Raw genomic sequence first — 20,028 nt, 5'->3', positions numbered from 1 at the left:
CAGCAATGGCGCAGGAAAGAACCGTTGTATATGGAAACAACGAGATCCACTACCTGCTGGAGCAGAAGCAGGTAAAAAATCTCAATCTGCGGGTTCATAAGGATTGTATGGTTTATGTTTCAGCTAATCCAGATGTCCCGGCTGAAAAAGTCGATGATTTTGTGGTAAGCAAAGGAGCCTATATTCGCTCAGCACAAAGAAAGTTTCGTGAGATGGCGCAGTATGCCCCTCAACCCAAGCAGTATGTCAGTGGAGAGACTTTCTATCTGCTGGGCAGAGGAGTCCGCCTGAAAGTGGAAAACAGTCTGCGGGACGCAATTTCCTCTGATGGGATATATCTTCATCTTTGTGTGAAAGACACGGAAGACTTTGCAAAAAAGCAAAAGATGGTGACCCGTTACCTGGATGAGCAGTGTCGATCCATTTTCGGTGAAATTATTTTGGAGACCTACCCCGTATTTCAAAAATATGGGGTACCGATGCCACAATTACGGATTCGGAATATGGAGACCAGGTGGGGATCTTGTCTGGCCAAAAAGGGAATTGTTACGCTGAATAAGAGGCTATTAGAAGCCCCACGCAACTGTATCGAATATGTTGTGATGCACGAGTTTTGCCATTTCGTTCACCCCAATCATTCAAAGCAGTTCTATGCGTTCCTAACGATGCTGATGCCGGACTGGAAACAGAGGAAAGAGACCCTGGATAAAAGCGCAACTTTCTGGTTGTAAAATATCCGCAAAGAGCTGGCTATTTTCCTTAACCTGTGCTATTGTGTCTTGCTACAAGGAGGCGAGGCACATGAACAAAACGCTGAGATTGTTGTACGATAGATTTTATACACCTCTGCCCATGGTGGAATCCGAACAGGAAGTGGAAAACTGCCACCGGCAGCTCATTGAGCGATTGGATAAACCTGAGCGGAAGTTGGTGCTGCGGATCATCGACGCCCAGAACCTGATGATAGAGCAACGCTCCGTGGATAGCTTTATCTGCGGATTCCGTCTGGCGTGGGAAATGGCAAACGAACTGAATCATTTTGAAATGAACAGGCATCCATCTCCAGTGGAAGAAGCGGAGATGGATGCCTGATGCTATCCCTACTTAATGACAATGGTGCCACCCAGCCGATACCGGCACAGTCCAAAGCCTGTTTCAGATCGCTCTAAAATGGTCTCCGGGATTTGTTTCAGATACTTCCGCCCAAAGCTGGTGGTGCCGAAGTATGCATCAAAATTGGCCACCGGCAGCACCACCCAGTCGGAATCCTCCGGCTTATTGGCAAGGTAGTAGGCTGCCAGCGTCTCCACCATCTCCACGGGAACGCCCTTAGGCGTGCGGCTGTGAAGTTGCTCTACCAATGCGGGTGGAAGTATCGGTTCCTCCGTCCGGAGCGGCCCCAGTTCCAGAGCCTGGGCCAGAAAACTGTCAAACCGCAGGCCCCACTGCCCTTTGGTGGTGGGGGCGAACAGGGGAATCTGCATCTGGATCACCTTGTCCTGCCAGGCCTGGTCAAAGCCTTTTTCAATGGCGGCACACTTCTTCTGGGCGCTGCTGGACACCCTCTCCGGTTTTTCCTGCACAAAGGTTGCCACCCGATGCACATGCCTATGAAACCATCCGCTGCCGTTTTCATCCACAAGGCTGGGGAATTCCGAATGAAGTTCCCCAAAATCACTGCCAAACTGCCACGCCTCCCGGGGCGTGGCTTTTTTGCTGTCCGGCACACTGCACCAGGCGCACAGGCCCCGCTTGGCATAGTCGATACGCTCCCGGGGCAATTCCGCCAAACTGCCGTCCTCATTATGAAACAGAAATCCTCTTGCCAGGATGGTCAGCACCCGGTTGAGCCCCTCGAAATCAAGGATGGTGTCGAATGTGAACCGGCCCAGATAGGTGGTGTCCTGCTTGTTCCGGGCAGTGTAGTTTACCACACAGGTGTAGTCCTGAAATTCTTTCCATTCATTCAGCATGGTCCACCTCCAGAACATGTTCCTCAATGTGGTCCGGCAGCAGATCCCACAGCAGGTTCCGCTTACCCAGGGCTACCATATAGGGCGCCGCCAGGCTGGGACGGACGATCTTATTCAGCAGCTTGCGGCAAACCCTGGACACCACGGCCCACTCGTTGCCGCTGAAGGAAGCAGACAGATAGGCCTCCATCATCTTCTGAAAGGCCGGGGAGTCCGCCGGGCGGCGGAGCTGCTTCCGTTCCCGTGCTGCCTCCAGATCGTCGACGTCACAGACCAGATCTCCCAGCAGACGGAACCCGCCGTGGCGGAAGTCGGTCAGAAGATCGTAGTAGTCCGCCGCCTCCGGCAGCCACTCCCGCAGAAATATTTCTCGCTGTGCTTCTGTCATCAGGTGCCACTGCTGTTCCACAATCGCCTTTCGCAGAGCGGCAATACGCTTCGGGGAGAACTGCTGGAAGAAGGCATATAGCTCATCGCTGTCGCAGACTTCCTCCTGTCCTCTGGCGTAGAGAATGCGGTCAACGTCCGTTTTTCGCTGCTGCCCCTTGGCAGGGGCACGGCAGGCCCGGATGCGGGAGAGGCAGTGCTCGTAGTCCCGCAGCAAGGCAGAAACAGAAGAAAGAATGTTCTCATCCAACTGTTTTTTCCAGTTTCGCTCTTGGGCGAAAGTAAATAACTCGCCGTCCTTTGCCGGTTTCTTCTGGATCTTGGGCGTGTTGCGTTCCAGCTGGCGGGCCAGCCAGGGCAATCGCTCCACCGGGGAGTCCACCGTGTCCCAGTCGATCCCGGCAAAGAAGGCATCCAGACGCTCCCGGTGGGTGGGCTCATACCAGGTGCGGCGGCGCTCCTCCGCACGCTCGGCCAGATATTTGTACTGGAGGAAAGGAGTGCGCTTTACCTTCCGTCCGCCCAGAAATTCATCCAGGTTAGGACGCACACCGGTCTTGGCCGCGTCGATCTCCAGCCCGCTGTAGATGGCCAGAGCCTCCAAGTCCCGGCGGCACCGCTTGCGCTCCTCCGGGTCGGCGTGGTCGTTGTAGGCGATGACGCTGCGATCCAGGGCAGCGTTGCAGATCTGTCCGATGCGTGCAGCAAAGGTGTTCTCTACCGTCTGAAAACGAGCCTGCCAGTCGTTGGCGTCGGACTTGGGCGCGGACAAGGATGGAATTTTCAGCAGGGGCAGGTTGGCGTTGTTGGAGAGCTGCTGATGGACATCGTAGTCATAGTTCCGTTTCACACATCGGTTCAGAATAGGATCGGCAATGGTTTTGATCAGGTCGCCGTCGTAGTCGGCGCCGCCCAACCGCTCCGCCGCCAGACTGTCAGCGGACACCATAACCACATCTGTGAGATGACCAAAATAGTGTTGACGCAGTTCATCACCCTCTGGATATACCGACAGCTGCAATTCTTCGTTCCGGGCGATGTGAGGGTTGCGGAGAAGGGTGCAGCTGTCCTCGTGGTCATAGGCTGCGCCAGGAGCAAAGAAGCTGTCCTCCGCAAAGAAATCTCCCATCACCTGATTGCAGAAGTCCCGTTCACCTGGCAGCTGGAACACACGGGGCGCAATTAACTGCCGCAGCAGTTCCAGCAGGTCACCGGAGAGAAAACGGTTATCCCCCGGCACCAGCAACCGCCCAACGGCGTAGCCCTTGAGAATTTTCCTGGCCTGTCCGTCCAACTGCTCCGCGTAGATAGGCTCACAGATAAACTTCGGATTCTTCTCCAGTACCCGGGCCATGATGTTCGCCCGGCTCCCTCTGGGTTGGCTTAGTCCCTGATGGAAATACGCCAGACGGTAGCGTTCGTTGGCTCGAAAGTTGAAATAGGTTGTCTCAGTGGCCTTGGTCAGCCACTGGCGAGAATCATCCTGCGGACTGTGGTCCCAGCCTTCCGGCAGGTCAGCAGGACGGAACTCCTCCGGCTGGATGGAGAGGGTGGAGAGAAATTGGTAGTTGAGCTCCACCAGCTTCTCCGGCTCTATCTTGCTCAGATTGGTAATGTACAGGGCGTGGTTGTAGTCCCGGAAGGTGTGCCAGTAGTCTTCCCAGGTCATACCGTTCTCCCGCAGCCAGCCGTAGGCCTTGAACTGACTGCGGGTGAGGATGATGTCCACACTGCGGACAGGGTGCGCCTTGCCCCAAATATCCACAATGCTCTGGGTGCCGCTGCGCTTCAAAAAGTCCTTGAAATCCACCTGATGGAGCATCCCCTTGATGTAGGGCATACGGATCTGGAAGGAGGTGTGGGTGTGGCTACCGCAGCAGGCCTTGTCCACCACCTGGGCGTACTCCTTGGAGATGAGACCTACGCCGTCAAAGCAGGTGATGTCCAGATCTTCCAGTGTATCTGCCCGGTAAAAGGTTCCCGGCTCATCTCCTTCCCGCAGGGTGATGACAGGGGCTCGCTCCACTCTCTTGGATGGATTGTCTATGACTATGACCCGATGTTTTTTGTCAATGCGGATGCCGTCCACCCGGGTTCCGCTGGAAAACATGAGACCGTTGTAGGCGTAGAGTTTGCTGAGCTGGCATCGGTTCAGTTTCATGTTCAGCATGATCCGCTGGCGCATGGGCTCATACAGATCTGCTCGGATGAAGGAGAGACGGGACTGACGGCTCATGCTGGCGGAGCGCTCAAAGGCCACATAGCGGTGTGGGCCGCAGCCGAAGTCCAGGGTAATCCCTTCGGGACGGAACATGTCCCTGGCCTTCTCCCGGCGGGCCTGCTGCGTCCTTCCGGTTCCACGCCGGTCAAAGATCCCGGCGAAGTCCATATAGAACAGCACATCGGAAAGAGCTGTGACTTTCTCATCGCTACGCTCTCGCCAGCCTTTCCCGTGGAGTTGGTACATCAGCTGGTGGAACATGGCGCAGCTGTCCTGCTCGTGATTGGCACCCGGTACCTTGCAGTGCTCGGTGGCACTGCGGTTCAGAGCAAAGGTGTAAACGCCGTCTTTCTCTGCGGCATAGCTCATCACTGCCCGGGCAGAGAGTTCGTAGATCTGATAGGTCGCCATTGGCTCACCTCCGTTTGCTCCATTCTACCATAAACCATTTCAAAATCAAAATGAATACTACTCCCACTTCTTTTGAGGTGGGAGCTTTTTGTATTCAAATTCTTGAAATGGAGGTACCAAACATGAACAACAAAATGAACCATCCCCTCATCACAGTGGACGGCAGGACCCTGATGGATCGTCCACTGGAGCCGCCCAATTTTGTGGTGGACACCCTGCTTGCACAGGGCCTGCACATCCTGGCTGGCTCACCAAAGGTGGGCAAGTCCTGGCTTGCTCTATGGCTGGCGGTGACAGTTGCCAAGGGAGAACCGGTCTGGAACATGACCACCAAGCAGGGCACCACCCTCTATCTCTGTCTGGAGGATTCCGTCCTCCGCATCCAGAATCGACTCTTTGAAATCACGGAGGATGCACCAGACAGCGTCCACTTCTGCACGGAGTGCGCCCTCATCGGCCAAGGGTTGGAGGAACAGGTGGACGCATTTATCGCCGCACATCCCGACACAGTGCTGGTCATCATTGACACCCTGCAGATGGTCCGTCCGATCCACGACGCCACCTACGCCAATGACTACCGGGATCTGTCTGTGCTTAAGCGGCTGGCGGACAAGCACGGCATTGCCATCCTGCTCATCCATCATCTGCGGAAAGAAAAGGCGGAAGATGTGTTCCACCGGATCTCCGGGACCACTGCCATCAGCGGCGCAGTGGATTCCAGCTTCACACTGGTGGAAGAAAAGCGGGGCAGCGGCAGAGCCAGACTGACCTGCGTGGGCCGGGACATCGAATACCGGGAGCTGGAGCTTCGACGCAGCGAGGAAAATGTGTGGGAGTTGGTTTCGGACAGCAGAGAAGAACCCGTGCTGCGTGAGGATCGGATCGTCATTCTCCTCTCTGCATTTATGAGCACAAGAACAATATTTATCGGCACTCCCACGGAACTCTCCGAAAAGATCGACCCTGATAAGTCTGAAGGGGTAACGCCCAAAAAGATTTCAAGGATGATCCTGCAAAGCGTTGAGGCCCTAAGGAAGAACGGAATTGCTGCAGTGATCCGCCGAAGCAACGGAAAGCGAGTGATTGAGCTGCGCCGTGCCGATAGTGTCGATTTGGAGGGTGCCGGAGAAATCGTCCCTATCGACCCTGTCGAGGCGCTGTGCGGTGATTTGCGGGCGGTTTCCAGGTGCGGCGAGTAAACTCCCGCAAAGCAAAAGAAACGCCGTGTTGGGCCGCTTGTGGCCGAAGGAGGAGCGCGGGTGTTCGGCGCGGGAGAATCACCTCCTTGGAGGTGGCCAGCATCGCGTTTGTCTGGTCACCGGCAAAGCCGCCGCCCGCCTTCCGCATAATTTCCGGGCAGAAGCCCGGACCCACTTTATCTGTGATTTGGAGGAAACGACATGAAAAAAGATATCAAGTTCAGTACCCGGATGGCATCCAAAGACCGGGAGGACATCAAGGAATTAGCGAAACGCTCCGGGATGTCCATGAGCGATTATGTGACGGCCTGCTGTCTGGGAAAGCAGGTTGTGGTCGTCGATGGACTGAAAGAAGTGCTCAAGGAGCTGAAGTCAATTGGCAGAAATCTGAATCAACTCGTCACCCTGGCACATATGGGACGCGTCACGGTAGTCAATCTGGACAGCGTACGCCAGGCATTCTCTGAACTCTGCGCCACTGTCCGGTTGATTCTGGAACGAAAGCGGTGGTAAAAAATGGCGATTATCAGCTTCACTAACTACAAGCGAGGACAGACCACCGGATGCATGGGAGCCGTGATGCGGTACACCATGCAGAACAAGAAAACCGAGTGTGACGGTAAACAGTTGGTCACAGGCATCAACTGCCAGCCGGAATCTGTCTACGCGGACTTCATGACCACCAAGCGGCTGCATCACAAAACCGACGGTGTGCTGTTCTACCACATGGTGCAGAGCTTTCCAAAAGGCGAAGCGGTCGATCCGGTCGCCGCTCATGCGGCGGCACTGAAGCTGGCTGAGTACTATGAGGGGTATGAAGTTCTGGTCTGCACCCACACAGACCGGGAACACATCCATTCCCACTTCCTCATCAACTCCGTTAACTTCGATACAGGAAAGAAGCTGCACATCGCAAAGGAGCAGCTCCAGGAACTGCGGCAGCGCAACGATCAGGTATGTATGGAGTTTTCTCTCCCTGTGTTCCAGCCCAAGGATAGGAAGCAGAAAACGAAAACTATGACGGTTGGCGAGTATCATACGGCCGCCCGTGGCCAGAGCAAAAAACTGCAGCTCATGAATATCATCAACGACTGTATGCGCCACGCCTCTAATCGTGCGGAGTTTATTGCGCTGATGGAGAGCGAGGGCTACAAGGTACGCTGGGAAACCTCCCGGCGGAACATCACTTACACCACACCCAGCGGCTGGCAGTGCCGTGACCGCCTGCTGTTCGGGGACAAATATCTGAAGGAGAATATGGAATATGAATTCAGGATCAGAGAAGAAATTATCTATGGACGAGCTGTTGGAAAAAAACCGTCCCGCGCAGATGGTACAGACTACGCAGCCTCCGGCGCAGGAGCCGACAACGCTCCTCGAAGTGCATCCCACGAAAGCGGAGTGGGAGGAACTGCTGAGCAGCCTCTACACACTGGGGGACCACACCGAGAGACAGACTGGCTATCTGAAGAAGAGCAGCGAACTGCTGGTGCAGCTCCCGACCCGGACGCAGATGGAGGAGCTGCTGAAAGCGGTGAAGCATCTGGAGCAGATGAACGAACAGGCTGGGAAGCGGAACGAGAAGCGTTTTTCTCTGCCCGGCATCAGACTGCCCAGACCGAGTCTGCCGGACATTCCATGGACCAGTCTGCTGTTGGGACTGGCAGCCCTGGCGCTGACTGGGCTGGTGCTGTGGGTGGTGTGGTCCAGCTTGGACACGCTCTGGAGCGCGGCCAGGGGCCTGCTCCTGTGATGGACGCTACCACTACGCACCACCAAACCGACAGCAAAGCTCTTCGGAAAGAGCGGCAAAAGAAAATCGCCCTCGGTCACAAGGAGGACGATCACGAAGAAGAACCAACTTGGCAGCAGACCATGTAAAGGAGGATGATCACATGAGTTATCAGCAGGCGATGTATGATCGGGAGCATCCCCGATACTCTGAGCCGACAGAATATATCACGATGGAAGTGGACGGACTGATTGTTGCCCTCCGCTTCAAAAACGCCGTTACACAACCTGGCACAGTGTCTGCAATTGAGCAGACGCTGTTGATAGCGCAGGACTTTGAAAATCTGAACAAGCCCGCTTGATTCAGTAGACTTTTTACCAGTAGTGTGGGATACTGTGTGTGCATATGAACCTTGACAACTGAATGAACAGCAAACCATATGCACCGCAGTCCTACACCAGAAAGGACAAGGTGCAATCATGGAAAAAAACAAAAGAGTATATTGCCTCTATCGAGTCTCTACCAAAGGACAGGTAGAAAAAGATGATATCCCTATGCAGAAACAATACTGCCGTGAATTTGCGGAAAGCCAGGGATGGACGATCATCAAAGAGTTTGCGGAAAAGGGCGTCTCCGGTTTCAAGGTGGCTGCCGCTGACCGCGACGCCATTCAGGAGATCCGCCAGGATGCCGAGGAACGGAAGTTTGACATCCTGCTGGTGTTCATGTTCGATCGCCTGGGGCGGCGGGACGATGAGACGCCCTTCGTGGTGGAGTGGTTCATCCGCAACGGAATCGAAGTGTGGAGCGCAATGGAAGGGCAGCAGAAGATGGACGATCATATAGACAAACTGCTGAACTACATCCGTTACTGGCAGGCCTCCGGCGAGAGCCTCAAAACCTCTGCCCGAACAAAGACACGCCTTTCGCAAATCGTGCAGGAGGGGAGGTTCCGCGGCGGGATCGTTCCTTATGGATACCGCCTGGAAAAGCAGGGGCGCTTCAATAAAAAGAATCACGAAGTCAACGAAATTCTGATTGACCCGGATGAAGCTGCGGTGGTGCGCATCATCTTTGAAAAATATGTCTATGAGGGATTCGGCGCACAGCGGTTGTCCCGGTGGCTATATAACAACGGCTATCTCAACCGAAAGGGGACCAACTTCGCCAATACCACCATCATCAAAATGCTGAAGAACATCATGTATGTGGGAATCCTGCGCAGTGGGGAAACACGCTCAGAAATCTTTCCGGAGCTGCAAATCGTTCCTCTGGATCTGTATGAGCGGGCACAGGAGTTGATGGAAGCCAGGACAATGCACCACAATGAGGTGCCTTTTAACTCCAAGGGGAAGGCGCTGCTCTCAGGGATGGTCTACTGTGCCCACTGCGGTTCTAAGCTGGTGCTGACCACAAGCAGCGGCAGACGCGCCAAGGGTGAGCCCAAACGGGAAACCCGTATCCGATACGCCTGCCACTACAAGATCCGCCATCCTCAGGACTGTGACGGACAGACAGGCTATTCCGGCGAGAAACTGGACGGCATTATTGATAAGATCGTCATTCAACTCTTTGAGCGGGTGAAGACTGCACCCAGGAGCCAGCTCATTCAAAAGCAGCGGGAGAAAGAACTCCAACTGGCAAACAGTTCAGTGGCGAATCTGGAGAAACTCCATGCCGCCGCAGAACGGGAGCTGGAGAGCTACAAGAAAGAGATCATCAAAACCATCAATGGGACTGGCAGTTTTGGAGCGGATATCCTCGGCGAGATGATAGAGGACACCCGAAGCAAACTGGCGGCGCTGGCCCAGGAATTGGAACAGGCCAAGGAAAAAGCGGCTGATTTGAAGAGCTCTGCCGTTGCCGTCCAAAAGGAGTATGACGAGATTATGTCCTGGGCCGACCTATATGCGGGGAGTAGTATCGAGGGAAAGAAGATGATCCTGCGGCAGCTCATTGAGCGGGTGAATATCGGAAAGAATTTTGAAATCGAAGTGGAATTTAAAATCAGCGTCACACAGTTCTTCGACTTCCTGTATCCCGAAGGGGACAAGAGTGTGTACTATCGTGCATCCTGAAAGTATAAAAAACTCGGGAGATCTCAAAACGAGATCTCCCGAGTGTGGTGGACCCGAAGGGGATCGAACCCTCGACCTTACGGATGCGAACCGTACGCTCTCCCAGACTGAGCTACGGGCCCAAATCAACAGTTCCAAAAGGGGAACAGAAGAATAAAGCAATATGAAATTATAGATGTGGCAGAAAACCGAACCCTTTGCTCTCCCAACTGAGCTACAGGCCCATAATATACAAAATTTCTAATCGGTTTTGCCAGAAAAAGGCTCCTAACAATTTTTAATTATACTCTCCCATACTCAATTGTCAAGGGGAACGCATCCCATTTTTCCCGACCTGTGCGGCACAAAAAAATCTGCCTATTTTGTCCGCCTCTGCCTTGCTTTTCCACGCCGTGAACCATATAATAAGTGTACCAAACCGATTGTGTCCAATTCAGGAGGGACGTATATGCACAACGACTGTATCGATGAAAATTTGACCGACAAGCAGCGCGAGCGTTTTCGTACCTGCTGGGTTCTGCTGGCGGATCAGTCACACAAAAATGCGCACATGTTCACGCTGCGCCCCTATCTTTACGAGCAGTTCTTTGCACCCGAAGCTCAGCGCGATGCTGTGCCGATGATTCTGGACGTGCTGCACATGATGACCAACCATCTGCCCATACTGATTCACTTCCACTGTGTCCGCCCCGATCATCCCGACGCGCCCGTGCTTGCCGACTGTGCCGAGGCCTTCGGTCAGGTCGTGCGCGACAGCGCCAGCCCCTCGTTCCTGCTCCATCCCGGCTCGCAGCTCCCGCTCGATCTGCTCGCCGCCATGCTCTTTGACCCCGACAGTGCCTTCCATGTCATCTGCTACGTTCCGCAGCGCTTCCTGATGGAAAAGCTCGCAGCAATGCCCTACGGCGGCTGTCTGTGGTATCTGTCCCACGGTCTGGGCCGCCTGCGAATGGATTACCTGTCCGGCCGTCCGATGCTGGAGATCGTGACCGACGGCGATGTAACCGCTGAGTTCCTCATGGGACGCATTACGCCCATGCTCTGGCGGCATGGTCTGCGGCTCGTGCTGCGAAAAGTATAAACCGGTCAAAAAAATTGCGCCGTCTGCGAGACGGCGCTTTTTTCATGCAGTTTGAGATTTTGCCGCGTGTCAGGTGAAGAGCGAAAATACACCCGAAGATGCAACCGCCATAATCAGACCAGCCGCGACAACACCGGCAGCGATGGAGAAAAACGCACGAATGGGCGGCATTTTGAGCAGCGCTGCGATGGCTGCGCCCGACCAGGCACCGGTGCCCGGCAGCGGGATAGCGACAAACAGGAACAGACCCCATTTTGCGTACTTTGTAATCTGTCCCTTCTTGCTGTTGAGCTTATTGGTGTACCAGGTTGCCGGTTTTTTAAATAGCGGCTGTCTGGCCAGCCAATCGAGCAGACGCTCAGCAAAGAGCAGCAAAAACGGGATGGGCAGCAGGTTGCCCAGAATACAGATGGGCAGCACCTCGGTCCAAGGCATACCGGCGGCAATGCCGATCGGCACCGCACCGCGCAGCTCGATGAGCGGCAGCATGGACACAAGGAACAGGGCGGTCTCTTTTCCCGCCGCGCCCAGCCATGTGAATAAACTTTCCAAACTTCAAACCCTCTCTTTATCCAAACATATTATCTATTTTAGATGGTATCAGAACGCCGGATGAAATGCAACGCAATTTTGTAAAAACTCTCTGAATTCTATCATTTGTTCCCCGGTTGACTTTGCTCTCTGTAACCTGTATGATGGGAACAGATGCAAATACGCTGTATTCGGAGGACTCTGCCATCATGTCTTGCTTTGATTTTGTCGTGACCGATCTGGACGGTACACTGTTCTACGATCGGGAAAATATCTGTGACCGTGACCGCGATGCGCTGCACCGCCTGAAAGCTCAGGGCATCCGCTGTGCCATTGCAACCGGCCGCGAACTAGACGCCGTTGTCCCGGCGCTCGACCGTCTGAATCTCTGGGATGACTTCACCCATATTATTCACTCGGGCGGTGCCGGTGTATACACGATCGCCACCCGCGAAAACCAGATGACCGGCATGTTATCCATCCAGACGCTGTGCGAGATTTTTGACCGCTATGTAGATCTTGGTCTGTCCTTCGTCCTGCCGATGGACGGCAAGCTGTACGTCTCGCGCCGCACGGCACTGCTGGAAAACGAAGCGCGCCTGCTGTGCTATCCGCTCGTTGAAGTTCCTGACCTCAAGACCATTATCTATAAACCCATGAATAAGATCGTGCTCAATGCACCGTTTGAGGACATCGACCGCGCCCTGCCCATCCTGACCGCAGACACCGACCCGCGCTATCAGTGGCATCGTAGCCACGATAACTACATCGACTGCTACGCACGTGGCATCAGTAAGGGCACGGCATTGACCGCGCTGTGTGAGACGCTCGGGATTGACCCTGCGCGGACATTGGCAATCGGAGATAATGAAAACGATATTCAGCTGTTGGATGCGGCCGGTACGTCAGCTTGTCCGGCAGATGGTACCGATACCGCCAAAGCGCACGCTGATTACGTGTGCTGTCCGGCACACGAGGGCGCGTTCGCCGATATGTGTGAACATTATATCTTTGAGAGAGAGTAAAACGACGCACGTGTCTTTCGTCCCGCCCGCAGGCGAAATGAAGCTTTCGCTCAAGCCTTTCTCGAAAGGCTTGCGGAGTCTTGAGGCAGAGCCTCAAGTCGCGTCCCGCAGGACGCGAAATCCCCTCTTGAAACCCGGTGTCCGGCCCGGGTTTCAATTCAAACATCAAAAAAATCGCTCGCCGCAGCGAGCGAAATTCTCTGAAAAGACCACCCTTTTGGGTGGTCTTTTCCATGAGCGCACTTTGTGCGCGAAGTATTGCGCGTCTGCGGACGCGCTTTTTTGTTCTTTTTGGTTGATTTTCGCAAAAGCGAAAATCAAAAGGGAGTTTCGCGCTCTGCGGAGCGCGACTCAGGGCTCTGCCCTGAGAACCCGCGGCCTTTCGAGAAAGGCCGGCGAAAGCTTCATTGTTTGGTGCGGTGCTATTCTTCTGCATAAATCCCATCCTGCGGCTGACTGACGTCGACTGCACTATCCTCTTCCGCCACAGTCTCTTCACTCACGCCCAGAACCTGTTCCGGGTCAATCGCTTCACCATTCGCATATAATTCCAAATGCAGGTGACTTTCCTGTCCGGACTCTGCGTAGCCGATTGTTCCCACCGTACCGATTACATCACCCGCACGCACGTTATCGCCTGCACTGACCTTCAAATCCTCGGCCAGGCACTGATACACGGCCTGTTTGCCGTCGGTCAGGTTGATGACAACCGTACCGCCATACTGTGCGTCGACCTCAGCCCGCTCGACGGTGCCGTCCGACACGGCATACACACGCATTCCTGACTGGGCGGCATAATCGGTTCCTGTGTGTACCCGCCAGTCGCCCATGGTCTCGTCCTTGACCAGCGTATCGCCCGAGAACGCCTTGAGCACCTCACCGTCTACCGGTCTGACCCAGATGGGTGCAAGCTGTTCGGCTGCGGTCTCCTCCTTGGGCTGCTCGGCCTCGGGCGCTGCCTCGGGTTCGGGCTCTGGCTCAGGCTGCACCGTCGGTTCGGTCGGCTCGGCGGGTATATCCACGTCGGGCACAGCAACCGGGGTCTGCACGGCGGTATCGCTGCTCGACGGCAGATAAACCGTCTGGTCGGTCTGGTCGCTCTCCCTTGCCGAAAAGAACAGGACATAACTGGAAACCGCGATGACAACCAGACAGATGGATAAAATGACATAGAAACTGCGGTCGGACTTGTTCGCCTGACCGGTATATCCCTGCTTGCGCATACTCTGAACACCTCCGGGGATAGTATCGGCTGGGCTGCGCCGGTTTATACCGGGTTTTCGCGAAGAAATCGACCGGTTATTCTGTCGAAATCGTGGTCAAAGTCGTACCCGGATAGTAATGTGCCAGAATCTCGTCGTAGGTCTGTCCCTGCTCGGCGCTATACTTTGCGCCCCACTGGCTCAGTCCCACGCCGTGACCGTAGCCGGTGGTGGTAAAGGTCAGGGTATTGCCGTCGATCTTGACCGTAAAATTGGTGGAATTGAGCCCCAACAGCGTGCGCATGACCGTTCCCTTGACCTCCACGCCGCCGAACTTCATGCGCACAATGCCGCCCGCCTCGCTGCGCTCGGAAGCCTTGAACCAGCCCGACGGGTCGCCCGACAGGTCGGCTGAGGGCAGGGTCTTTTCTGCGCGTGCGCGAATCTCGTCCGCGGTCAGCACGACCGCGTCGTAATACTTGGGGCAGGCCTCGCCGCCCGGACTGTCTACCGACTGCAAGTAGGGAATGTCACTGCCCCACACGTCGACCGCGCGTTCGGTCTTTTCACCCGCCGCAGAGCTGAACACTGCGACGATGGGCTCACCCTCGTAGGTCAGTACCTGACCTGCTGTATCCTCGACTGCCTGCCGGATGACGTCCTGGGCTGTATCCGCCTGCTCGCCCCAGCGCGCTGCGGCTTCGGTTTTGAGGTCGACGAAGGCGGCACAGTGCGCCGGGTCGTCGCACACATCAGCCTCTTCATGCTGTGCCGGTCTGCCGGTCTTTTGTTTATAGAGTGCGTAAGTACGGGCAGCGACCGCCTGGGCGCGGATGGCTTCGGTTGGAAAATCGGGCGAAATCTCGCCCGCGACCACGCTTACCACATAATCTTCCAGTTTCATCGTCCGTGCTTCGCCGTCCACCAGGACGGTGATTTCTCCATTTGCAACAATCGACTCGCCGGTTACCGTTTGTTCGCCCTCTGCCGGCGGGCTCTCGGTGATTTCTGCATCCGCTGCAACGCTCTCTTGCGGGATTGACAAGGGCTCTTCCTGCTCTAAAAGTCCGCAAAACACCGGAAGTATATAGATCACAGCCGTGAGAAGTAGTCCAATCACCAGCACTTTCCTCATTTTTTCCGCCCTCCTGACTTCACGATTTTTAACTTTAACACATTGACAACTTTGCAGGATAATAGTAATATTGATTCATATAGTTTTTCTAAGAAAAGGGGATTTTGCCATGGTCAACCAGATGAAAAATATGGACCCTGAAACGATCCATACGATCTGTGAACAGCTGCGTCCGCTGCATCAGGTCAAAAAGGATACCTTCTCAAAGTACAATGTCAAGCGCGGCCTGCGAAACGCGGACGGCACAGGCGTTATGGCCGGTATCACCCGTCTTGGTAACGTTCATGGCTACCTGCTCAACGAAGGTGAGCGCGAACCCATCGAGGGCAAGCTGACCTACCGCGGCATCGATCTGTACGACCTGCTCTATGCCTTCGAGCACGAGAACCGCTTCGGTTTTGGTGAAGTCGGCTACCTGCTGCTGTCCGGCAGTCTGCCCACCCGCGAGCAGCTCAGCCTCTTCACGGCAATGATCGGCGAGGCACGCTCCCTGCCCGACAACTTCACCGAGGACATGATCATGCGTGCGCCCAGCCCGGACATCATGAACAAGCTCGCAAGCGCAACCCTCGCGCTCTACTCCTACGACCCCACCCCGGACGATATCTCGACCGAGAACATCCTGCGTCAGGGCATCGGTCTGATGGCCAAGTTCCCGGTCATCATCTCCCACGCCTATCAGGCACGCCGCCGCTACTTTGAGGGCAAGTCGATGTTCCTGCACGAGCCCGACCCCAAGCTGTCCACGGCCGAAAACATCCTGCGCCTCATCCGTCCGGACGGCTCGTTCACCGACGACGAAGCCAAGCTGCTCGACCGCTGCCTGATTATTCACGCAGAGCACGGCGGCGGTAACAACTCGGCATTTACCGCGCACGTGGTCTCGTCCTCGGGCACCGATACATACTCGGCGATTGCCGCTGCGGTTGGCTCGCTCAAGGGCCCCCGTCACGGCGGTGCAAACCTCAAGGTCGTCCAGATGTTCGACGACATCAAGGCGCACGTCACCGACTGGAGCGATCAGGACGCGGTCTATCAGTACCTGCTGCGTATCCTCGCCGGTGAGGCCGGTGACCACAGCGGTCTGATTTACGGTATGGGTCACGCCATCTACACCCTGAGCGACCCCCGTGCGGTCTCGCTCAAGGCGGCTGCACGCCCGCTGGCCGAAAAGAAGGGTTATCTCGACGAGTTCAACCTCATCGAGACCGTCGAGCGCCTGACCCCGGCTGCTTTTGCCGAGTCCCGCGGCATGGATTCCAAGGTCATGTGCGCAAACGTCGACCTGTATTCCGGTCTGGTTTACAAAATGCTGGGCATCCCGCAGGAAATGTTCACCCCGCTGTTCGCAACCGCTCGTATCGTCGGCTGGATCGCACACCGCATGGAGGAAGTCGCATTCGGCGGACGTATCATCCGTCCGGCGTACAAGGCGCTCTCCAAGTCCGCGCCCTACATCCCCATCGACGAACGGGGATAATCTCATTATACGCACAGCCCGCGCAAACATGCGGGGTCTGTGTCGCCCTTGTGGCATCGCAAAAAATTTGCCCGGAACGCACGCACGTTCCGGGCTTTTTCTCGCTCCTTCTGCATATTTTAGATTGACAAAATCAAAATGTTAGTTTATGCTAACATTAAGATAGATTATCAATGACGGTCCCGTCATTTGGAAAGGAGCTTTGTATGCAAACCTTCGTCGGATTACTCATTCCCTTCCTCGGCACCACGCTGGGTGCTGCCTGCGTCTTCTTCCTGCGCGATGCCTTTCCCGTCAAACTGCAAAAAGGCCTGCTGGGCTTCGCCTCGGGCGTTATGGTGGCCGCCTCCATCTGGTCGCTGCTCATCCCTGCGATGGAGCAGTCTGAAGATATGGGCAAGCTGGCCTTCATCCCCGCCGCCGTCGGCTTTCTGGCCGGTATCGCTTTCCTGCTGCTCATCGACCACCTGATCCCTCATCTGCATCTGGAAAGTTCGGTCGCAGAAGGCCCCGCCTGCCAGCTGCGCAAGTCCACCATGCTCGTGCTCGCCGTCACCATCCACAATATCCCCGAGGGTATGGCCGTCGGTGTGGTCTTTGCCGGTCTGATGGCGCAGAATACCACCCTGACCCTCGCCGGTGCGTTCGCTCTGTCCATCGGCATTGCTATCCAGAACTTCCCCGAGGGTGCGATTATCTCGCTTCCCCTGCGCAGCGCCGGTGAAATGAGCCGTTCCCGCGCATTTGTCTACGGCACGCTGTCGGGTGTTGTGGAGCCGATTGCGGCGGCAATCACCATCGCACTGTCGTCGGTTATGACCCCGATTTTGCCCTATTTCCTGTCCTTTGCTGCGGGCGCGATGATTTATGTCGTAGTTGAGGAGCTGATTCCTGAGGCTTCAGAGGGTGAGCATAGTAATATCAGTACGATTGGCTTTGCGGTTGGATTTGTGCTGATGATGATTTTGGATGTCGCCCTCGGCTAACCACCGCACCAAACCCGCCCGCAGGCGAAAACGGGTCCGGGCCTGAGGCCCGGCGCGATCCAGCCGCGCAGGCTGGCCCGTCCAGGTGGAACCTGGTCGCTCGCCGCAGCGAGCGAAACTCCCTTTTTGAAACCCGGTGTCCGCCCCGGGTTTCAATTCAAACAAACAAAAAAGGAAAGACCGTCCCTTCGGACGGTCTTTCCAAGAGATTGCGCCGTCTGCGGACGGCGCTTTTATTTTTCATTTTAGTTGATTTTCGCATGCGCGAAAATCAAAAAGGGATTTCGCGTCCTGCGGGACGCGACTTGAGGCTCTGCCTCAAGACTCCGCAAGCCTTTCGAGAAAGGCTTGAGCGAAAGCTTCATTTCGCCCACGGGGCGGGAATCATTTACCCCTTAGTCCTGAAATGCCGGATCGAAGCGCTTACGCACCTCAATATAAGCCAAAATCGCCTCTACGGTGCCCTCAAAGCCCAGCTTCTTACTATTAAGCGAAAGGTCGTAGTTCTTCGCGTCCTTCCACTCCTTGCCGGTATAGTACTTATAGTACCTTGCGCGGTAATCGTCGGTCTTGGCAATCAGCTTTTCCACTTCGCGTTCGGGCAGGCTATTGACCTTCATTGCCTCCTGCAAGCAGAAATCAGCCGGCGCGTGGACAAACACGCTGATAACACCCGGTGTGTCGCGCAGAACGTGATCGGCGCAGCGGCCAATCAGCACGCACGAGCCCTCATCTGCCAGCTTATGAATGATCTTGGCCTGATAGTTGAACAGATTATCGTCCTTGGTAAAGCCCGCACTCTCGGGCGAGAGCAGCTTATTGCCCTGATAACCGCCGCCAAGCAGAGCGCGCAGGCTGTGCAGCTTTTTCTCATCCTGGAACAGTACGGCATTGATACCGCTGTCCTCTGCGGCCATCTCGATGATCTCGCGGTCATAGTACGGAATGCCCAGACGCTTTGCCAGTATCTTACCGACCGTGCGGCCGCCGCTGCCATACTGACGCGCAATGGTGATGATCGTTTTTTCCATAGAGATAACGCCCCCTTTGGTTTATCCTACCCTTTATTGTAACAGGGTCAAAGCCTCGGTGCAAGGCGGATTACTCGCCCAGGTATGCCTTCTTGATGGATTCATCGTTGAGCAGGTCGCGCGCATTGCCTTCCTTGACGATCTTACCGGTCTCAAGGACATAAGCGCGGTTTGCGATAGACAGCGCCTTCTTTGCGTTCTGCTCGACCAGCAGAACGGTAACGCCCTGCTTGTTGATCTCCTCGATGATCTTGAAGATCTCGCTGACAAACAGCGGAGACAGGCCCATGGACGGCTCGTCCATCAGGATAATCTTGGGATGTGCCATGAGCGCACGGCCCATTGCAAGCATCTGCTGTTCGCCGCCCGACAGGGTACCGGCCAGCTGGCGGGTACGCTCCTTGAGGCGCGGGAAACGGGTGTAGACCATTTCCAGCGTGTCTGCGATTTCCTTCTTGTCCTTACGGGTGTACGCACCCATCTTGAGGTTCTCGTAAACCGACAGACCGGCAAACACGCGGCGGCCTTCGGGCACGTGGGACATGCCCAGGCTGACGATCTGGTGACCCGGGGTCTTGATGATCTCCTTGCCCTCGAACTTGACCGAGCCAGACTTTGCCGGCAGCATACCGCTGACCGTATGCAGGGTGGTGGTCTTGCCCGCGCCGTTGGCGCCGATCAGGGCGACGATCTCACCCTGATTGACCTCAAACGACACGTCCTTGAGCGCGTGGATCATGCCGTAATATACGTTTAAGTTTTCTACCGTAAGCATTGCCATGCGTAAAAGCCCTCCTTTAGTCGCCCAGATAGGCCTTGATGACCGCCGGGTCGTTGAGTACCTCTTTGGGCGTACCCTCGGCGAGCAGCTTGCCGAAGTTCAGGACGTACAGATACTCACAGATACCCTGAACCAGCTTCATATCGTGTTCGATCAGCAGGATGGTCACGCCGTACTTTTCACGTACCAGACGGATGGTGTCCATCAGCTCACCGGTCTCGTTGGGGTTCATGCCCGCTGCCGGCTCGTCGAGCAGCAGCAGCTTGGGATCGGTCGCCAGTGCGCGCGCGATCTCCAGCTTGCGCTGTTTGCCGTACGGCAGGTTGGCCGCCAGGTTGCCCGCCTCGCGGTCGAGGTCGAACACCTTCAAAATCTCCAGTGCGCGGCGGTCCATCTCCTGCTCCTTCTTGCGGTAGCTGCCCAGGTGCAGCATGCTCTCGATCAGGCTGTATCCAACCTGATTGTGCAGGCCGACCTTGACGTTATCCAGCACGGTCAGCTTGGGGAACAGACGGATGTTCTGGAAGGTACGGGCAACGCCCATCTTGCAGATCTCGTGCGGCTTCTTGCCGACGAGGTTCTGACCGTCCAGACGGATACCGCCGTCGGTCGGGCGGTACACACCGGTCAGCATGTTGAACGCCGTGGTCTTGCCCGCGCCGTTCGGGCCGATCAGGCCGACCAGTCCGCCCTTTTCAATCTTCATGGACAGCTCGTCAACAGCACGCAGGCCGCCGAACGAGATGCCCAGCTTGGTTACTTCGAGCATTGCCAT

Annotated in this window: 19 protein-coding genes and 1 tRNA gene; 11 read left to right on the top strand and 9 right to left on the bottom strand. The window is 55.7% G+C overall.

Going from position 1 to position 20,028, the window contains the following annotated elements:
- Positions 1 to 5 precede the first annotated feature (5 nt).
- Both B5F17_RS11730 and B5F17_RS11725 read left to right on the top strand, forming a co-directional pair.
- Entirely contained in the window at positions 6 to 731 is a 726-nt protein-coding gene (locus B5F17_RS11730) for a M48 family metallopeptidase (RefSeq protein ID WP_087374060.1), read from the top strand.
- A gap of 70 nt (positions 732 to 801) precedes the next feature.
- Positions 802 to 1,092 carry a DUF6809 family protein gene (locus B5F17_RS11725; protein WP_021748640.1) on the top strand — a complete coding sequence of 97 codons (291 nt, stop codon included), beginning with the start codon at positions 802 to 804 and terminating at the stop codon, positions 1,090 to 1,092.
- An 8-nt stretch (positions 1,093 to 1,100) separates the two neighbouring features.
- Here the strand turns inward: B5F17_RS11725 and B5F17_RS11720 are convergent, their stop codons facing one another.
- Positions 1,101 to 1,973, bottom strand: a complete 873-nt coding sequence (locus B5F17_RS11720) for a hypothetical protein (protein WP_087374058.1) — start codon at positions 1,971 to 1,973, stop codon at positions 1,101 to 1,103.
- Positions 1,963 to 4,992: an RNA dependent RNA polymerase gene (locus B5F17_RS11715; protein WP_242968759.1), complete on the bottom strand. Its 3,030-nt coding sequence runs from the start codon at positions 4,990 to 4,992 to the stop codon at positions 1,963 to 1,965. Before B5F17_RS11715 ends, B5F17_RS11720 begins: the two co-directional genes overlap by 11 nt.
- Before the next feature lie 122 nt (positions 4,993 to 5,114).
- Here B5F17_RS11715 and B5F17_RS11710 point away from each other — a divergent pair, with 122 nt between their 5' ends.
- The 5 genes from B5F17_RS11710 to B5F17_RS11690 all read left to right on the top strand — a co-directional run bounded on the left by B5F17_RS11710 (position 5,115) and on the right by B5F17_RS11690 (position 10,001).
- A complete protein-coding gene (locus B5F17_RS11710) occupies positions 5,115 to 6,191 on the top strand; it encodes an AAA family ATPase (RefSeq protein ID WP_087374056.1) in 1,077 nt (358 codons plus the stop codon).
- A gap of 201 nt (positions 6,192 to 6,392) precedes the next feature.
- Positions 6,393 to 6,704 (top strand): plasmid mobilization protein, encoded by a 312-nt coding sequence (locus tag B5F17_RS11705; protein ID WP_087374054.1) that lies wholly within the window; start codon positions 6,393 to 6,395, stop codon positions 6,702 to 6,704.
- A gap of 3 nt (positions 6,705 to 6,707) precedes the next feature.
- Positions 6,708 to 8,072 (top strand): relaxase/mobilization nuclease domain-containing protein, encoded by a 1,365-nt coding sequence (locus B5F17_RS11700; RefSeq protein WP_087374051.1) that lies wholly within the window; start codon positions 6,708 to 6,710, stop codon positions 8,070 to 8,072.
- Positions 8,073 to 8,086: 14 nt separating this feature from the next.
- Complete coding sequence (locus tag B5F17_RS11695; RefSeq protein WP_087374049.1) at positions 8,087 to 8,284, top strand: hypothetical protein; 198 nt, start codon at positions 8,087 to 8,089, stop codon at positions 8,282 to 8,284.
- Positions 8,285 to 8,477: 193 nt separating this feature from the next.
- Positions 8,478 to 10,001: a recombinase family protein gene (locus B5F17_RS11690; RefSeq protein ID WP_242968758.1), complete on the top strand. Its 1,524-nt coding sequence runs from the start codon at positions 8,478 to 8,480 to the stop codon at positions 9,999 to 10,001.
- A 45-nt stretch (positions 10,002 to 10,046) separates the two neighbouring features.
- Here the strand turns inward: B5F17_RS11690 and B5F17_RS11685 are convergent.
- A tRNA-Ala gene (locus B5F17_RS11685) sits at positions 10,047 to 10,123 on the bottom strand.
- Between the two features lie 326 nt (positions 10,124 to 10,449).
- On the opposite strand from B5F17_RS11685, the gene B5F17_RS11680 reads away from it, so the two are divergent.
- Positions 10,450 to 11,082 (top strand): hypothetical protein, encoded by a 633-nt coding sequence (locus B5F17_RS11680; RefSeq protein ID WP_087374046.1) that lies wholly within the window; start codon positions 10,450 to 10,452, stop codon positions 11,080 to 11,082.
- Positions 11,083 to 11,151: 69 nt separating this feature from the next.
- On the opposite strand, the gene B5F17_RS11675 is transcribed toward B5F17_RS11680, so the two are convergent.
- Positions 11,152 to 11,634, bottom strand: a complete 483-nt coding sequence (locus tag B5F17_RS11675; protein ID WP_016148567.1) for a COG2426 family protein — start codon at positions 11,632 to 11,634, stop codon at positions 11,152 to 11,154.
- A gap of 188 nt (positions 11,635 to 11,822) precedes the next feature.
- On the opposite strand from B5F17_RS11675, the gene B5F17_RS11670 reads away from it, so the two are divergent.
- On the top strand, positions 11,823 to 12,638 hold the full coding sequence (locus B5F17_RS11670; protein ID WP_162608170.1) for a Cof-type HAD-IIB family hydrolase: 816 nt from the start codon (positions 11,823 to 11,825) through the stop codon (positions 12,636 to 12,638).
- A 422-nt stretch (positions 12,639 to 13,060) separates the two neighbouring features.
- Here the strand turns inward: B5F17_RS11670 and B5F17_RS11665 are convergent, their stop codons facing one another.
- Both B5F17_RS11665 and spoIID read right to left on the bottom strand, forming a co-directional pair.
- On the bottom strand, positions 13,061 to 13,861 hold the full coding sequence (locus B5F17_RS11665; protein ID WP_087374042.1) for a M23 family metallopeptidase: 801 nt from the start codon (positions 13,859 to 13,861) through the stop codon (positions 13,061 to 13,063).
- 76 nt (positions 13,862 to 13,937) lie between these two features.
- On the bottom strand, positions 13,938 to 14,975 hold the full coding sequence (gene spoIID / locus B5F17_RS11660) for a stage II sporulation protein D (protein ID WP_087374040.1): 1,038 nt from the start codon (positions 14,973 to 14,975) through the stop codon (positions 13,938 to 13,940).
- A gap of 130 nt (positions 14,976 to 15,105) precedes the next feature.
- Between spoIID and B5F17_RS11655 the strand changes: the two genes are divergently transcribed.
- Entirely contained in the window at positions 15,106 to 16,455 is a 1,350-nt protein-coding gene (locus B5F17_RS11655; RefSeq protein WP_242968757.1) for a citrate/2-methylcitrate synthase, read from the top strand.
- Between the two features lie 206 nt (positions 16,456 to 16,661).
- Positions 16,662 to 17,441 carry a ZIP family metal transporter gene (locus B5F17_RS11650; RefSeq protein WP_016148572.1) on the top strand — a complete coding sequence of 260 codons (780 nt, stop codon included), beginning with the start codon at positions 16,662 to 16,664 and terminating at the stop codon, positions 17,439 to 17,441.
- A 395-nt stretch (positions 17,442 to 17,836) separates the two neighbouring features.
- Here B5F17_RS11650 and B5F17_RS11645 read toward each other — a convergent pair whose 3' ends face one another.
- From B5F17_RS11645 to B5F17_RS11635, 3 genes are all read right to left on the bottom strand, one after another.
- Positions 17,837 to 18,472, bottom strand: a complete 636-nt coding sequence (locus B5F17_RS11645; protein ID WP_087374036.1) for a cytidylate kinase-like family protein — start codon at positions 18,470 to 18,472, stop codon at positions 17,837 to 17,839.
- A 70-nt stretch (positions 18,473 to 18,542) separates the two neighbouring features.
- Entirely contained in the window at positions 18,543 to 19,253 is a 711-nt protein-coding gene (locus B5F17_RS11640; RefSeq protein WP_016148574.1) for an ABC transporter ATP-binding protein, read from the bottom strand.
- 16 nt (positions 19,254 to 19,269) lie between these two features.
- Positions 19,270 to 20,028, bottom strand: a complete 759-nt coding sequence (locus tag B5F17_RS11635) for an ABC transporter ATP-binding protein (RefSeq protein ID WP_016148575.1) — start codon at positions 20,026 to 20,028, stop codon at positions 19,270 to 19,272.

Source organism: Butyricicoccus pullicaecorum, from assembly GCF_002160355.1.
GTDB lineage: Bacteria > Bacillota > Clostridia > Oscillospirales > Butyricicoccaceae > Butyricicoccus > Butyricicoccus pullicaecorum.
Note: the sequence above shows the minus strand (reverse complement) of the source record. Positions and strands in the feature narration are given on the sequence as shown.

Bases quoted from the DNA above. Each gene is read 5' to 3' on its own strand.
- B5F17_RS11730 (WP_087374060.1), top strand. From the start codon at position 6: ATGGCGCAGGAAAGAACCGTTGTATATGGAAACAACGAGATCCACTAC.
- B5F17_RS11725 (WP_021748640.1), top strand. From the start codon at position 802: ATGAACAAAACGCTGAGATTGTTGTACGATAGATTTTATACACCTCTG.
- B5F17_RS11720 (WP_087374058.1), bottom strand. From the start codon at position 1,973: ATGCTGAATGAATGGAAAGAATTTCAGGACTACACCTGTGTGGTAAAC.
- B5F17_RS11715 (WP_242968759.1), bottom strand. From the start codon at position 4,992: ATGGCGACCTATCAGATCTACGAACTCTCTGCCCGGGCAGTGATGAGC.
- B5F17_RS11710 (WP_087374056.1), top strand. From the start codon at position 5,115: ATGAACAACAAAATGAACCATCCCCTCATCACAGTGGACGGCAGGACC.
- B5F17_RS11705 (WP_087374054.1), top strand. From the start codon at position 6,393: ATGAAAAAAGATATCAAGTTCAGTACCCGGATGGCATCCAAAGACCGG.
- B5F17_RS11700 (WP_087374051.1), top strand. From the start codon at position 6,708: ATGGCGATTATCAGCTTCACTAACTACAAGCGAGGACAGACCACCGGA.
- B5F17_RS11695 (WP_087374049.1), top strand. From the start codon at position 8,087: ATGAGTTATCAGCAGGCGATGTATGATCGGGAGCATCCCCGATACTCT.
- B5F17_RS11690 (WP_242968758.1), top strand. From the start codon at position 8,478: ATGCAGAAACAATACTGCCGTGAATTTGCGGAAAGCCAGGGATGGACG.
- B5F17_RS11680 (WP_087374046.1), top strand. From the start codon at position 10,450: ATGCACAACGACTGTATCGATGAAAATTTGACCGACAAGCAGCGCGAG.
- B5F17_RS11670 (WP_162608170.1), top strand. From the start codon at position 11,823: ATGTCTTGCTTTGATTTTGTCGTGACCGATCTGGACGGTACACTGTTC.
- B5F17_RS11665 (WP_087374042.1), bottom strand. From the start codon at position 13,861: ATGCGCAAGCAGGGATATACCGGTCAGGCGAACAAGTCCGACCGCAGT.
- spoIID (WP_087374040.1), bottom strand. From the start codon at position 14,975: ATGAGGAAAGTGCTGGTGATTGGACTACTTCTCACGGCTGTGATCTAT.
- B5F17_RS11655 (WP_242968757.1), top strand. From the start codon at position 15,106: ATGGACCCTGAAACGATCCATACGATCTGTGAACAGCTGCGTCCGCTG.
- B5F17_RS11650 (WP_016148572.1), top strand. From the start codon at position 16,662: ATGCAAACCTTCGTCGGATTACTCATTCCCTTCCTCGGCACCACGCTG.
- B5F17_RS11645 (WP_087374036.1), bottom strand. From the start codon at position 18,472: ATGGAAAAAACGATCATCACCATTGCGCGTCAGTATGGCAGCGGCGGC.
- B5F17_RS11640 (WP_016148574.1), bottom strand. From the start codon at position 19,253: ATGGCAATGCTTACGGTAGAAAACTTAAACGTATATTACGGCATGATC.
- B5F17_RS11635 (WP_016148575.1), bottom strand. From the start codon at position 20,028: ATGGCAATGCTCGAAGTAACCAAGCTGGGCATCTCGTTCGGCGGCCTG.